The sequence below is a fragment of the Gordonia sp. 852002-51296_SCH5728562-b genome (assembly GCF_001665475.1).
Lineage (GTDB): Bacteria > Actinomycetota > Actinomycetes > Mycobacteriales > Mycobacteriaceae > Gordonia > Gordonia sputi.
This window is the reverse complement of record NZ_LZMI01000131.1, coordinates 1-14216: the sequence shown is the minus strand read 5'-3', so window position 1 is coordinate 14216 and position 14216 is coordinate 1. Positions and strand designations below refer to the sequence as shown.

The following is a 14216-nucleotide window of genomic DNA, read 5'->3' as shown; positions in this document are numbered from 1 at the left end:
GCGCGGGCGGCCGCTGCGAGTCTGGCGCGGGCGGCTTCTGGGATTCCGGCGCGGATCGTCGTGGCGGATCGCCGCGTTGTCCTCGATCGCTCATGCGCCCGTCCTGTCCGTGCCGCTGTCCTTTGCTGTGCCGCTGTCTACCGCTGTGCCGCTGTCTATCGTCGTGCTGCCGTCCATCGCTGCGCCGTTGTCCCTCGTCGTCGGGGGCGCAGAGTCGTCCCGTGCAATCGCGCCGAACTGTTCAGTCTGGGCGAGTGCCTCCTCCTGTTGGAGGGTACGGCGCCGCTGCTGGTACGTGCTCGCCGCGAGCATCCGTTCCAGCTCGTCGGGCTCTGGGCGGTCCTCGTCGGCGGGGTCGGGCCTGCCGCGGAATCGGCGCCAGAGGCGGCGTGCGGTGAGCAGGATCAGCGCGACCGCTGCGCAGATCGTGACGATGAACAGCGGTTTTCCGTATGCGTTGGAATACACCGACAGTTTGATCGGGGTGCCGAGTGTGACTCCGGTTACCGTCGACATCCCGATCGTCACCGTCATCGCCTCAGAGGACCGCGCGTGTGTCGGCAACTGGATCTGGCGGGTGCCGCGAGCCGGGATCTCGACGACCCCGACGTCGCCGATCTCGAGGTCCTTCGGCGCGGTCGTGGTGATGCGAACCCTGATCGGGAGCGCGAGGTCGTTGCGCACGACAAGCAGCAGCGGACTTCGCTCCGACGCGAGGGTATATCGGCCACCGGGGTCGAGGATGGTGACCGACCCGTGCATCCGGTTGAGCGTCGAGTGCACCGCATCGATACGTTGCTGACGTTCTCGCGCAAGTCGGGTCCGTGTTGCGGTGTTGTTCTCGTCGGGCGAGCGGATCGAGCGGAGCAGATCCTCACGCAGCTGAGAGACGTAGCGCTCGGGGCTGGCGTCGACGTCGGCCGAATCGACCAGCGCTCCCTGCAGGCGCCACGACTCGTCGGCTGCCGACCGGATCGAGTCGACGGTCCGGTTGGTGAGCGCCGGTCCGATCTGTGAGATCGGGCCGACTCCCGGTGGGTCGACGAGTCGAGCGGGTGCCGTCGCACCGCCGATCCGGTTGACCAGGTCGTCGAGCGGGGCAGGGGTTGCTGCGCGTGAGCCGAAGAGAACCGTGGCCGTGGAGAACAGTGCGTTCGCGTCGTCGGACGTGGCCGACCAGTACGTCGGGGGCATCACGACCTCCGCGCGGCCTGCGGTATTCGTGACGGCGTTACTCGTCACGGCAGTGCCCGTGCTGGTGGAGGTTCCGGACTCCCCGCTCGATCCCGGAGTCGCGATCGAGCGAAATGCCAGCGCAGCCACCGCGGCTTGGCGTCGGCTGACCGGCGATTCAACGGCGAGGTCGGTCTGCTGGCTCGGCGGAGTGAGCGCGGTGACCAGGGGAGCAGTGCCCACGGCACCCATCGCCGCGCTGACCGACGAGTCGTAGGTCTGGGTGAGCAGGCCGCCCACGTTGTAGAGGCCCGCGGCGTTCGGGTTGCCTGTCGGATCGACAGACGACGCCGAGGCGAGAGCCTTGGGGTGCCCCGCGTCGCGCAGGAGTTCACTGCCCGCCTGATCGACGGCTCCGAGCGCGGGAATCGTCAGCCCCCGCACGCTGCGCACTCCGAGAATCGCGTCGACGACGTCTGCGGGGGCGTCGAGCGTGGCGGTTGTCAGCCCGGAGCGGTCGATGCGCGCCAACGAGGGCAGGTCCGCCTGGCTGAACGGCAGCGCGACAACACACGTCCGTGCCGCGACACCACGAAGGTCGGACAGCCACTGGGTTGCGGCGTCGCTACCGGTGCCGGGCGTGGTGCGCGACGTCGGGTCGGCGGGATTGCTGGACACCACGTAGCCCAACGACATGGCGCGAACGGTCACCAGTAGGTCGGGGTCGACGGCAAGACACATGCTGCGTTGCAGGTCGGAGGCGTTCGGCGCGGCGGGGGACGTCGACGTTCCCGATGCGCCGGGAGTCGGCGTTCCAGAGTCCGACGACGTCGCGGATCCGGATGTTCCCGAACCCGAACCGCTCGACGGCGGGTTGGCGGAACTGCCGCTGTCGTCCGTGCTGCCCGACCCTGCGGCCGAATCGCCTGCCGCGGTCCCGATCACGTTGCGCGCGGACTCCAGGAGTTCGTGCAGTCGACCGCCGTCGCGCAGTGAGCGGGCCATGTCGTCGCTGATCAGGCGGACGGGTTGGGTTCCGCCACCGAGCCCGCCCGGTGCAAGTTGAGGGGGTGCCGCGAGGGGCCAGAGCATCGTGATGCGCGCAGGGTCGGAGGTGTCGGCCGAGACCGCGCCGTCGGCGCCGAGGCCACCGTTCCCACTGGCCGTCGCACTGCCCGCGCCGCTTGTCGTCGAATCCAGCCCCGTCGAATCAAGTCCGGTCGAATCCAGTTCCGACGAGTCGAACTGTGCGGCCCGATTCTTGTCCGGCGGCAGCGAGAGCACGGGGAGCAGAGTCCGGGAGCCTGCGACCTGGGCCATCGAGCCGTAGTCGGGGACGCCGTTGACGTTGACCTGCAGCGGATACACGCCGGTCCGCGAGATCTGCATGCCTGATTGACCCGAGAGTGACATGTTGATCCGGAACGAGACCTCGGCTCCCGGGGCCAGCTCGTCGGTGAGGTTGCGGAACGCTCCGGAGACGGCGATCGGGGGATGCCCGACGGCGAGACTGCTGCGCAGGCCCGCGGCGTCGCGGACGGCGTCGCCACGTTCGAGGCGGATGCTCAGGTCTTTGATCGTGCGCGAGCTGGTGTTGCGTACGTGTCCTTCGACGGTGAGGTCGGGTCCCGACGTCGTCGTGACCATCGACGGCGTGAGCGTGTCGATGACCACGGAGGCAAACCGCTGGTCGTCGGACGACGTCGAGCCGTCCGACGCGCCGCTGGTCGGCACCGCTGCGGCCGGGGCAGCGCACAGCGCCGCGACGATCACCACGCCGAGAACAGCGAGAAGAACGCGCGCACGCGTGACGAAAGAGGCGCTCAGGCGCCGAGAACTACCGATGCGCAGGACGTCACGCATCCCCGGACGCAGGTCGCCGAGTACGCCTGCGCCGTCGCCGCGGCCGCGCCTGAGGCTGACTGTCCGCGCGACGCTTGACCTCCGAGCGATGCCCGACGTCGTTGCGTCGCTGATTACGTGCGGCTGCGGCTTTCTCATATGCGTTCGGTTCGGTGCGGCTGCTCTCGGCCTCGGATTGGGCCAACCGTGCGGGGTCGGCGGCCAGATCGGCGATCACGCCGCGCGCCATCCGGGCCAATCGCCGCTCGTCAGAGTACGTGAGCTTGCGCGGCAACTCGTGCAACGGCACCCATGCGACCTCGCTGACCTCGTAATCGGCGTCGGAAAGCTCTCCGCCGACGCTGCGCAGCAGATAATGATGCACCGTCTTGTGGATGCGTTTGCCCTCGCTCACAAACCAGTAGTCGATCTTGCCGAGGGGTGCGACAACGGTTCCCTGGATGCCCGTTTCCTCGGCGACCTCCCGGATCGCGGTCTGCTCCGCGGTCTCGCCGGTCTCGATATGTCCCTTCGGAAGCGACCACATCAGCCTGCCGCGCCTGTCGACGCGACCGATCAGTGCCGCCGACAGTTCGTCGACGGGAAGGTCGAGGTCGGAGATCACGAGCCCACCCGCAGAGGTCTCGCGCACGGTCTGCAGGCGGTCGGGGGTGTTGGCCGTCCGGTCTGCCGTGCGGGTGGCGCGGCGTCGGTTGCGGTTTTGTCCGGGCTTGGGGCCGTTCGACGCGTGCGTCAGGCCGGTTTTGGTGATCTTTGCGCTGACGACAGCGATGTCGGAAGGCTTGGGCGGCGTCACCTTGGCGTGTGCGCCCTCGATCGACGTCTCCGCGTCGCAGTCGGCGGGCTCGGCGTCGGCCATGCCTGCTTCGACGCGGTTCGAGCGCGCGGTGGCACGCGCGACGTCTGCCGGAGACGGCGCACGTTTGCGCTGCCTGTCTCGCTGCTTGTCGTTGTTCTTGCTGTTCGGGTTGTTCTTGCCGTTTGGGGCGTTCTTGCTGTTGAGGGCAGGGTCGGCACCGCCGCGGTGATCAGTTCCCGCGGGCTCGGCGCGTCGGTTGTCCTGGGCGCGTCGTCGACGACGTCCACGGCGCGAACGGCGTGACGGACCCGGCTTGCCTGCGTTGGCGACGCCGGGGTTGCCCACCGACTTTGCGCCGGAACCGGCAGGCGCGCCCGTGGGGTTAGCACCCGAATTGCCACCGGATTTACCACCCGAAATACCGCCGTGACCAGCCGACGAGACGTCGCCTGAGACGTCTGCACGGTTGGTCGGGGACTCGGTTGACACAGACTCGATGCTAGCCGCTGGTCACCTGCCGTTTGCCCAGTGCCGTCAGGTGCGGCGGGAACCGGACCGGTCAGGAGCCGGTTCGACGCGGGTGCCGGGATGTTTCCGCAGCGCCCACGCCGGTAGGCTGGCGTGCCGTGACCGACTCGACCGCATCGAACGCACGCATCGAGCGCCGCACCAGGCTTCTCGCCGCTGCAGCGGTCACCCTGCAGGGGCTTTCCGACGTTCTGGCGCCCCTCGGCGAGCGGTTCGCGACAGCCGACCACGAGTTGTACCTGGTAGGAGGGTCGGTTCGCGACGCGGTGCTCGGGCGCCTCGGCAACGACCTGGACTTCACCACCGACGCCCGTCCCGCCGAGATCACCCGCCTGCTGACCGGCTGGGTCGACGCGATCTGGGACACCGGCATCGAATTCGGGACCATCTCGGCACGCAAGGGCGACGTGATGATCGAGATCACGACGTTCCGCGCCGACCAGTACGACCGCGTCGGTCGAAATCCCGAGGTCACCTTCGGCGATTCGCTCGAAGCCGACCTCGTGCGCCGCGATTTCACGATGAACGCCATGGCCGTCGCGATAGGCCCGAACGGACCCGCGGAGTTCCACGACCCGCTCGACGGAATGACAGCACTCCTCGCCGGAATCATCGACACACCTGCGACGCCGCAGGAATCGTTCAACGACGATCCGCTGCGGATGCTCCGCGCGGTGCGGTTCGTCTCGCAGCTCGGATTCCGGCTCGCGCCGCGGGTTTTCGACGCGATCACCGAGATGGCCGACGAGATCAACCGCATCACCGCTGAGCGGGTCCACGCCGAACTCGACAAACTCATCCTGGGCGAGCATCCGATCGAGGCGATCGACGTCATGGTCGAGACCGGACTCGCCGACCGCGTACTCCCTGAAGTGCCGGGCATGCGACTCACCATCGACGAACACCATCAACACAAGGACGTCTATCAGCACTCGTTGACCGTGCTGCAGCAGGCGATCGACCTCGAGCAGGGCGACCCCGACCTCATCCTGCGCTGGGCCGCGCTGCTGCACGACATCGGCAAACCCGCGACCCGACGCCACGAGCCCGACGGTGGCGTCAGCTTCCACCACCACGAGGTCGTCGGCGCGAAGATGGTGCGAAAGCGTATGCGCGCCTTGAAGTATCCGAAGGCCGTCGTCGAAGATGTGGCAACCCTTGTGTTCCTGCATCTGCGTTTTCACGGCTATGGCGAAGGGCGGTGGACCGATTCGGCTGTCCGACGCTACGTCACCGATGCCGGTCCGCTGCTCGACCGGCTCAACAAGTTGGTGCGCGCCGACTGCACCACCCGCAACAAGCGGCGGGCGCGTCGGCTGCAGGAGAACTACGACAGTCTCGAAGAGCGCATCACCGCTCTGGCCGCCGCGGAGGACCTCGAACGGGTACGCCCCGACCTCGACGGCAACGCGATCATGGAGATCCTCCAGATTCCTGCCGGGCCGGTCGTCGGACAAGCGTGGCGGTACCTCAAGGAGTTGCGCCTCGACCGCGGCCCGCTGTCGCACGAGGAGGCCGTCGCGGCGCTGCGCGAGTGGTGGGCCGAACGCGGCGAGGGGTAGCGACCCTGCCGTTGAGCTCTCGGGGCCACTCAGTGCGGCACGTAGACCTCGATGGCGCTCGGGAGGATGTCGAAGACGGTCGGTAGCGAGCCGACGATGTCGCCGTCGAGTGACACATCGGCGGGCGGATCGCAGTACAGCTCCACTTCGCGCCCCTGCATGTCTTTGAACAGCGGGTTGTTCTCGACGCGACCGTAGAGCACCTGGGCGAGACCGCGCAGAAGTGACAGCCGCGGAAGGTGTCGGGGGTGGGAGCCCATCACGATGTCGAAGAGGCCGTCGTCGGCGCTGGCGTGGGGTGCGATCCGCATTCCGGCGCCGTACGTCGGACCGTTGGCGATGGCGGTGAACGCGGCGTCGGTCTCGACCTCGACGTCGTCGACGCGCACTTGATAGTGGTGCCGGTTGAGCTTGGGGAGTTGTCGTAGCGCGGCCAGGGCGAAGAGCGCGCGCCCGCTCGGCCAGGAGAGATCCTGGGCGCGTTCGGCGACGGCAGCGTCGAATCCCGTTGCGGCGATGGTGCAGAACAGGTCGACGACGCCGTCGGAGAAGGAGGCGCGGCCGAGGTCGATGCGTCGGGTCTTGCCGTTGAGAATGATCGCGATCGCGCGTGCGACGTCGTCGAGGGGGATGTCGAGCATGCGTGCCGCGTCGTTTCCGGTTCCCGCGGGGAGGATGCCGAGCGGCAGCTGATGACTGTGAACGGTACGGAGCACGGTCTGAACGGTGCCGTCACCGCCGACGACGAGGAGGGCGTCGGCTCCGCGTGCGGCTGCTTCTTCGGCGAGCCGTGCGCTCTCCTCGCGGGTGTCGGCGGTCAGAACCTCGTGACTGACGCCGCGGCCGCGCAGAATCGCGGTCGCTGCTCCGAGGACGCGTTGCCCGGCGCCATGACCCGCCGTCGGGTTGGCGACGATCGCGAGGTGACCGACGGTGTTCGTGCTCTCTGGGCTCGCAGACATCGAGGATCAGTCTGTCACATCGGCTCGCGGTAAAGGGGCAGGTCACACCGGTGGGTCGGCAGACCAAGTTTCATGTTTTCTGCAAGTGCTTGCCGACGTGAGCGCGCCCGTGCGAAGCGCGCTAATACCCCCCGCGCGGAGCGCGCTAGTAACCCATCGTGCGGAGGGCGTCGGCGAGGCGGTCGAGCTGTTCGCGTGTGACGTCGAGGTGCGGGCTGATCCGCAGGACCGACGTGTCGCCGGCGAGGGGAGCGCGCCACGAGTCGGCAGCGGTCACCAGCAGGCCGAGTTCGAAGAGTTTGTCGCGCGCCTGGTGGACGTCGGCGCTCTGGAAGCCGGGTGGTGGGTCGAGGGTGACGATGGCCGACGGTTCGTCGATGGGTTCCAGAACCTGCCAACTGCCGATCCCGTCGAGCCGCTCGCGGGTGGCGCGTCCGATCGCCGCGAGTTCGCGGAAGACCCGCTGCTGACCGGTCTGGAGTACCTCCGACACCGCGACCCCTAGGCCGAGCATGCCTGCGATGAACGATTGCGACGGGTCGACCTCGACGGGCCGCAGCGAATCACGGCGCACAGCAAGGAATCCGACGCCGCGCGGGCCGGTCAGCCACTTGCGGCTGGTGCCGTAGACGACGTCGGCGCCAGTGACCGTCGGTACGTGTCCGACGGCCTGCGCCATGTCGGCGACGACGGGCACGCCAACCTGGTGTGCGACCTCGACGATCCGCGCCACAGGCTGCACGGCACCCGACATCGAGCCGACATGGCAGATGTGGATGAAATCGGGCTGCTCGAACTGCAGCATGTTCTCCAGCGCGTCGGTGTCGACGTGACCGTAGACGTCGCCGTCGGGCAGCGGCCGCACGGCGTAACCCCGGCGCTCGAACTCCACGAGGTTGGGTCCGAACTCGTTCTTGCCGACCCAGACCGTCGACGCCATGGGCAGACTCCACGAGGTCAGCAGCGTGCGCAGTGCGGCTCGCGCGCTCTCGCGGTAGGTGAGTTCGTCGGGGGTGTGGCCGAGGAGTTGGGCGATGTCGCGCTTGTCCCTGGCAATCTCGTCCGCTCGGTCGTCTGCTGCGACGTACGACCCACGTTCGGCTTCACGCCACAGGTGCGCCGACACCGTCCCGATCACGGCGTTCGACGAACGTCCCGCCGACGCGGCGTCGAGATGTGTGATCGCCGGTTCGAGACGAGCGCGGTGGAACTGCTCTCCCAGCTCGCTCACATACATGCACAAAACGTACCGTGCTGCGTACTGGGGAATCTTGGGGAGTCCGTAACGGAACCAACCAGCACCGGTGAACGTCTGAAGACGCGTGGATCCCCTGATCGATTACGTGTTCGGCCCCGGCGACGGCACGCTGAGCCGCTGGTCGAGTGCTGCCGACCTCGACCTCGACGCCGACGGCACCCTCGACGCCGTCAGCATCGACTTCGACGGTGACGGACGTGCCGACGACGCCATGTGGGATGTCGACGGCGATGGCCACGCCGACGTCGCAGCACTTGACATCGACGACGACGGCCGACCCGAACGCCAGTACCGCGATTCGGGTCGCGGCCTGTGGGATGTCGCGGTTGGTCAGGGCGTCACCGCAGGTCAGGGCGACGCAGGAGCGCCGGGCGAGGTGCCGCAGGGAGGGGCAGATGACACAACCAGCGACGACGGCCCGAAGCGAGTACCCGAGCCGACGCCGCGCGCCGGGCGGCAACCCTCGACGCAGCGGCTCGACCTCGACGGCGACGGACGGGTCGACGCCGAGGTTGTCGACACAGGGGTTGGTGACCCCGGCGCGGCGGGGTCGGGAGCCGAGCGTCGGCTCTATGTGGACTCCGACGGCGACGGCAACTTCGACACCGTGCTCGTCGACTCCGACGGCGACGGGGTCGCAGACGCGGCCTTTGGCGCAGACGCGCCGGAGTTCGGGAGATGAGAGTCCGAGTGCTGCTCCTGCTCACGCTCGTGGCGGGCGTGCTCGGCTGCGTGCTGGCTCGCGCCGACCAGTTCATCGCGGCCCGGGTGGACGAATCGCACGACGGCGATCCCGACAAGGTAGATCACCACGGCAATCACGACGAGCAGCGGCGTCCGGCCGTCCGGCGCAATCGTGGTGGCGGCGATCGCGATCGCGGCGACGTAGGCGATGTTGAACACCGCGTCCTGGACCGAGAACACCTGGCCGCGCACGGCGTCGTCGATGTCGACCTGCATCGACACGTCGCCACACAGCTTCGCGACCTGCCCGATGAGTCCCAACACCACCGCGGAGATGCAGAAGACGACGAACGAGAACGAGAGCAGCGACAGCTCCGCGACGACCCCGACCGACAGCGCGGTGATCAGCGTCGCCTTGCGGCCGAATCGATCGACAGCGACCGGCGTGATGAATGCCGCGGCCAATGCGCCGGCAGCGGTACAACCGACGACGGCGCCGACACGGTCGAGCCCATCACCCGACCCCGAATGCCGTGCGAGCACCAGCAGCATCAGTGTGTTGATGCCGAACACCACGCGATGCGCGCCGATCGCCGACAACGCAGCAGCCACCGGACGGGACCGCGCGACGGCGATCGCGCCGTGCTGCAGGCCGACGGCCACGGCGTGCACGGCCGAGCGCCCGGGATCGTCGGGATGATCGGGACCGAGCTGCAATCTGGGAAAGCCACGGGCGAGGAACGCCGCGACGACGGCGATCACCACCGCAACAACCATCGTGATCGCGCTGCCCGTGTTGTCCGATCCGGCGAGCAGTCGCACTCCCATCGCAAGGACGGCACCCACCGACAGCATGAAGCCGCCCAGCGTCGTGAACAGGGCATTGGTCGCGACGATGACATCTTGCGACGCGACGTGGGGGAGCCCGGCAGACAGCCCGGATGCCACGAAGCGGCTGGCGCCGGTCACCGCGAGCGCACCGACCAGAACGACGGTGTCGGGACTTCCCGTCGCGATGGCGATTGCGACGACCGCGATCATCAGACCGCGAATCAGGTTGGCGTACAACAAGACAGCTCGACGATCCCAGTGGTCGAGGAGTGCTCCGGCGAAGGGTCCGATGACCGAGTACGGGAGCAGCAACACGGCCATGCCACCGGCGACGGCGAGCGGGTCGGCGTGGCGTTCGGGATTGAACAACACGCCGCCAACCAGGGCGGCCTGGAATACGCCATCGGTCAGCTGGCTGGCGAGGCGCACAGAGAGGAGGCGCCCGAGCCCAGGAGAACTGCGTAACGAGTCAAGAAAATCGCGCCACGCAGCACGCACAGATCGGCCGTCGCGTGCAGTAGAGCTCACCCATCAAGACTACCGACCAGCTCGCATAAGACATGCGATGATGGTCACTGTGGGTGGTGACAGCGCGGACGATTTCTCACCCGAGAACTCCGACGGAGCCGAGGGTGGCGGTATGCCTGGTGCCCGCGACATGGAGTCGGCCAACAGCGTGCGGGCGGGTACGTTGCTCCTCGCGTCGACCGACCTGACCGAGCCCACATTTGCGCGCTCGGTCATCTACATCATCGAACACAACGACGGCGGCAGCCTCGGGGTGATCCTCAACCGGATGAGCCAGACCGCCGTCCACAACATCCTTCCACAGTGGACCGATCTCGCGGCGTCGCCTCAGGCGCTGTTCATCGGAGGGCCTGTGAAGCAAGACGCCGCGTTGTGTCTTGGAGTCGCGAAGCACGGTGTCGACATCGAAGCGTTCGAAGGGCTTCGCCCGGTCGACGGTCGGGTTGTCCTCGTCGACCTCGACGCCGATCACGAACTCCTCGCCAACGTCCTCGAGGGCGTCCGAATCTTCGCCGGCTACGCGGGTTGGGGGATAGGCCAACTCGACGCCGAGCTCGCCCAGGACAGCTGGCTGCTCGCCTCGGCGCTTCCTCGCGATCTGCTCGCACCGCCGACCGTCGACGTCTGGGCAGATGTCTTTCGGCGCCAGCCCTGGCCGATGCCGCTGCTCGCGACCCATCCGATCGACGTCGACCAGAACTGACGCTCCGCCGGTCATCTCGCCGCAGAGATCGCGGCCCGGATCCCATCAGTAGGCCTTGGTGAGCTGCGCCACATCGAACTGATACTCTTCGACGCGTTCGTCTCACGCCGTCATTATTCGGCGCGGGAGTCTCACGGTGTTCCAACGTTCGGTGTTTCAGCATTCAGGGTTTCAACGCTCAGGCGTATCAACGGTCAGGGGTCCCGGTGGTCACTAAGCTACGACGTGTTTCGAGTTCGACGACGTGGGGCGCGGTGGTCGCGGTCCTCTCCGTCGCCATTCTTTTGATGACCGGTCCGGGAATCGCCGACGCTGCGACTCCCGACGGCGGTCAGCAGGGCGCAGGTTGGCGTGCGGCACACGACGGTGCGCACCCCTATGCGGGTGTCGCGACCCAATGGGACGTCCCGATCCGAATGAGTGACGGAACAGTGTTGCGCGCCAACGTGTATCGCCCTGCCGACGCGCGAGGCCGTCCAGCCGCGGATCGCACACCCGTCGTGCTCAACATGACCCCGTACACCAAGCTGATCACGGCGGTCGCGTCGTCGGCGTTGCAGAATCCGGTCTTGGCGCCGTATGCGATGCAGCTGGCAGACGCGATCAACCTGCACGGAACCGCGATCGACGGAATCAACGCACTCGCCAAGACAGTGCGCGATGGAGGAACCCGAAACTTCTCAGCGGACTTCGATCTCGTGCGCAGCGGCTACACGATGGTGGTTGTCGACGTCCGAGGCACCGGATTCTCGCAGGGGACCTGGGACGTGTTCCAGAGCCGCGAGCAGCAGGACTCGACCGAGGTGATCGACTGGGCCGCCAAGCAGCGATGGTCGAACGGCAGGATCGGGATGGCCGGTGTGTCGTATTCGGCGATCAACCAGATCCAAGCGGCCAACAAGCATCCCGACGCGCTGAAGGCCATCTTCCCCGTCGAGCCCGGAGGCGACCTCATCCGCGACATCGTCGCTCCGGGTGGTGCCCTCGGCGCGGGGTTCCTGCCGCTGTGGTTGACGTTGGTCAACAGCACGAAGATGATCCCGAACGTCGCGTCGATGCTGAACGGCACCTTCGACTGGAAGTGGCTCGCCGACAGGGTGAAGGACCCGTTGACGTTCTACCCGCAGTTGCTGGCGGGGCTGACAACGCCCGACATCCCTTCTGTCCCTGGCTATTTGAAGGACCTGCTGAAGACAGATTCGGAGCCGCGACAGTCCTGGCAGGATCACGCCGACGAGGTCACCACACCCACCTTCATCTACGGCGGATGGTTCGATCTGTTCACCAACAGCGAGGTGCGGATGTACAACAAGATCCCGCTGGCCCCCGGCCGTAAGCAGCTCATGATGGGCGACGGCTACCACGCGACGATCGGCGGGGGACAGGGTAGGCCGGGTACCCCACCGCGGCTCGACGTCTTGCAGAAAGCATGGTTCGACAAGTGGCTCAAGGGAATTGACAACGGAATCGACTCGTACGGGCCGGTGAATCTGAAGCAGGTCGGCGACAGTTGGATCTCCGCGGCGCAGTTCCCGCGCGCAGGCATGACCCGACAGCGGCTGTATCTGTCGAACCGTCGCAGCGGCACCGCGCCGCATGCTCAGGGCGACGGCAGCCTGACGACTGGCGCGAACGCGGCACGCGGAACCATGACCGTGTCACCGACATTGTGGACACTCTGTTCGCGCGACTCCGCCCAGCAGATGGCGGGTCTGACCGCGGTGTTCCAAGGATGCTCCGACGACGCGCGGATCTCGGAACGGGGCGCACTGTCGTTCACGACGCCACCGCTCGACAGCAGTCGACGCGTGTCCGGCTACAGCAGTCTGCACCTCAACACGGTCATGGACGCGACAGACGGCTACTGGACAGCAACGTTGAACGACGTTGCGCCGGACGGGACATCGAAGGTGATCAGCTCGGGGCAGGTCATGGCTTCGTTGCGTGGCTATGACCGAGCGGAGTCGCAGTTCGCGCCCAACGGCGATGTCATCGACCCCTTCTACACAATGACTCTTGCTGCGCGCCAACGAATCACACCGGGAAAGCCGGTCACTCTCGACGTCGGTCTGCTCCCCACAGAAGCGCGTATCCCGGCAGGACATCGACTGCGGATCGACGTGTTCGCGATGAACGCCCCTCGTGGTGTCCCGTTGCGTCCACTGCTCAACGAGTCGGGCCTCAAGCCACAGCACATCGTCCTCGACCCGGCACAGCCGAGCTTCGTGAACCTTCCGCTGTCCGCTGGAATCTGAGGCCAGTCCGTCTGTCGCGCACGAGTATGCGTGCCGGACTACAGTTCCCAACCACGTCTGCCCCGCCACCTGGGTGTGGTGGCGGGGTGTGGACGGGTTGCGGCACAACCTGATTCGACGGCTCGCCCGGTTCGTTGGGCTAGCGTGTCGGCCGGGTTGGCCGGGTTGGCACACCGGTCAGTTGACGCGGTGGGTCAGGCTGCGTCGGACAAGGGTGGGTCGACGCCTCCTGGTGGGTCGACGTCGCCGAGCCACCAGGGGCTGGCTGGTGGGGCTGGACCTGTTGGTGCGTCCGGGTCTGTGGGCGGGTCGGGGTCGGGTGGATCAGCGAGGTTCCATTGGATGTCGACCCGCGAGCTGAGGCGCACGGTGTCACTCAAGGGGATTGCGCCCACCAGCGCGAGCTCGACGCCGGTCAACGCCTGGCCTGCCGCCTGCCCGCTGGGCGGGTCCGGCACTGAGGGCGGCGACATCATCCAGGCACCCACTGTGTCCGCGACGATCTCGGCGTCGGCTGTACCCGAGGCTCGCGCGCCGATCTCGGTAACCGTCGCGCCTGTCCCGGCCGCGCGTGCAGCCGCTGCAGCCTCGTTGCTCGTGTGTTCGGCGGTGAGGTAGTCGTGGAAGTCGGCTTTGACGTCGGCGATGCGGTTGATGCGTTCGGGATTCTCGGGCATGCCCGGTTTGGCGTTGAGTCGCCACGCAACACGGCCCGTATCGGGTCCGTCGGTGATCATGCGGGTGGTGAACTGCCCAGGCTTTTTGCCGACCCGCCGATTGTGCACATCACACGCCGGCACCAACTGGTCGATGTCGGTCAGGCCGCCGTCGGCCCAGTCTTTCGCGGCGTGATGCATCTGCACCCGTGAGGCGGGTTGGTTACAGCCCGGTGCGGAACACATTTTGCCGCCGGGTGAGGCGAACGAGGCCAACCGTTGCCCCAGCGTGGCGATCCGCTTCGACCGACCAAGGTAGAGCGGCACACTGGTGTGCTCACCGAACACCGCCAAATACTGACTCGCACCGGCGGAGGCGGCCATCTCGATCACGTCGCCGATCGGCAGGAGTGT

The 14216-nt window shown here is 67.2% G+C and carries 10 protein-coding genes; 4 read left to right on the top strand and 6 right to left on the bottom strand.

The window, feature by feature from the left end:
* Positions 1 to 90: 90 nt before the first annotated feature.
* Positions 91 to 3036: a DUF6049 family protein gene (locus tag A5766_RS21565; protein WP_064906363.1), complete on the bottom strand. Its 2946-nt coding sequence runs from the start codon at positions 3034 to 3036 to the stop codon at positions 91 to 93.
* Complete coding sequence (locus A5766_RS21560) at positions 3029 to 4324, bottom strand: NUDIX hydrolase (protein WP_064906361.1); 1296 nt, start codon at positions 4322 to 4324, stop codon at positions 3029 to 3031. The genes A5766_RS21565 and A5766_RS21560 overlap by 8 nt, the downstream gene beginning before the upstream one ends.
* 137 nt (positions 4325 to 4461) lie before the next feature.
* On the opposite strand from A5766_RS21560, the gene A5766_RS21555 reads away from it, so the two are divergent.
* Positions 4462 to 5925, top strand: a complete 1464-nt coding sequence (locus tag A5766_RS21555; RefSeq protein ID WP_005205955.1) for a CCA tRNA nucleotidyltransferase — start codon at positions 4462 to 4464, stop codon at positions 5923 to 5925.
* A 29-nt stretch (positions 5926 to 5954) separates the two neighbouring features.
* On the opposite strand, the gene A5766_RS21550 is transcribed toward A5766_RS21555, so the two are convergent.
* Both A5766_RS21550 and A5766_RS21545 read right to left on the bottom strand, forming a co-directional pair.
* The gene (locus A5766_RS21550) at positions 5955 to 6887 is read right to left on the bottom strand and encodes a diacylglycerol/lipid kinase family protein (RefSeq protein WP_064906359.1); all 933 of its coding nucleotides are present in this window, start codon (positions 6885 to 6887) and stop codon (positions 5955 to 5957) included.
* 145 nt (positions 6888 to 7032) lie between these two features.
* Complete coding sequence (locus A5766_RS21545) at positions 7033 to 8124, bottom strand: aminotransferase class V-fold PLP-dependent enzyme (RefSeq protein ID WP_064906356.1); 1092 nt, start codon at positions 8122 to 8124, stop codon at positions 7033 to 7035.
* Positions 8125 to 8209: 85 nt separating this feature from the next.
* Between A5766_RS21545 and A5766_RS24140 the strand changes: the two genes are divergently transcribed.
* Positions 8210 to 8827 (top strand): hypothetical protein, encoded by a 618-nt coding sequence (locus tag A5766_RS24140; protein WP_082965599.1) that lies wholly within the window; start codon positions 8210 to 8212, stop codon positions 8825 to 8827.
* Here the strand turns inward: A5766_RS24140 and A5766_RS21540 are convergent.
* Complete coding sequence (locus A5766_RS21540) at positions 8716 to 10188, bottom strand: MFS transporter (protein ID WP_442902984.1); 1473 nt, start codon at positions 10186 to 10188, stop codon at positions 8716 to 8718. The two genes, A5766_RS24140 and A5766_RS21540, sit on opposite strands and share 112 nt — an antisense overlap.
* Positions 10189 to 10228: 40 nt before the next feature.
* Here A5766_RS21540 and A5766_RS21535 point away from each other — a divergent pair, with 40 nt between their 5' ends.
* Positions 10229 to 10891, top strand: a complete 663-nt coding sequence (locus A5766_RS21535) for a YqgE/AlgH family protein (RefSeq protein WP_039855623.1) — start codon at positions 10229 to 10231, stop codon at positions 10889 to 10891.
* 287 nt (positions 10892 to 11178) lie between these two features.
* Entirely contained in the window at positions 11179 to 13146 is a 1968-nt protein-coding gene (locus A5766_RS21530) for a CocE/NonD family hydrolase (RefSeq protein WP_082933641.1), read from the top strand.
* Positions 13147 to 13340: 194 nt separating this feature from the next.
* Here the strand turns inward: A5766_RS21530 and A5766_RS21525 are convergent.
* A partial coding sequence (locus tag A5766_RS21525) for an HNH endonuclease signature motif containing protein (RefSeq protein ID WP_156527544.1) occupies positions 13341 to 14216 on the bottom strand: 876 nt, incomplete at its 5' end.

Excerpts from the sequence above, each read along its gene's own strand:
- A5766_RS21550 (WP_064906359.1), bottom strand. The coding sequence starts at position 6,887 with ATGTCTGCGAGCCCAGAGAGCACGAACACCGTCGGTCACCTCGCGATC.
- A5766_RS21530 (WP_082933641.1), top strand. The coding sequence starts at position 11,179 with ATGACCGGTCCGGGAATCGCCGACGCTGCGACTCCCGACGGCGGTCAG.
- A5766_RS21545 (WP_064906356.1), bottom strand. The coding sequence starts at position 8,124 with ATGTATGTGAGCGAGCTGGGAGAGCAGTTCCACCGCGCTCGTCTCGAA.
- A5766_RS21565 (WP_064906363.1), bottom strand. The coding sequence starts at position 3,036 with ATGCGTGACGTCCTGCGCATCGGTAGTTCTCGGCGCCTGAGCGCCTCT.
- A5766_RS21535 (WP_039855623.1), top strand. The coding sequence starts at position 10,229 with ATGGTCACTGTGGGTGGTGACAGCGCGGACGATTTCTCACCCGAGAAC.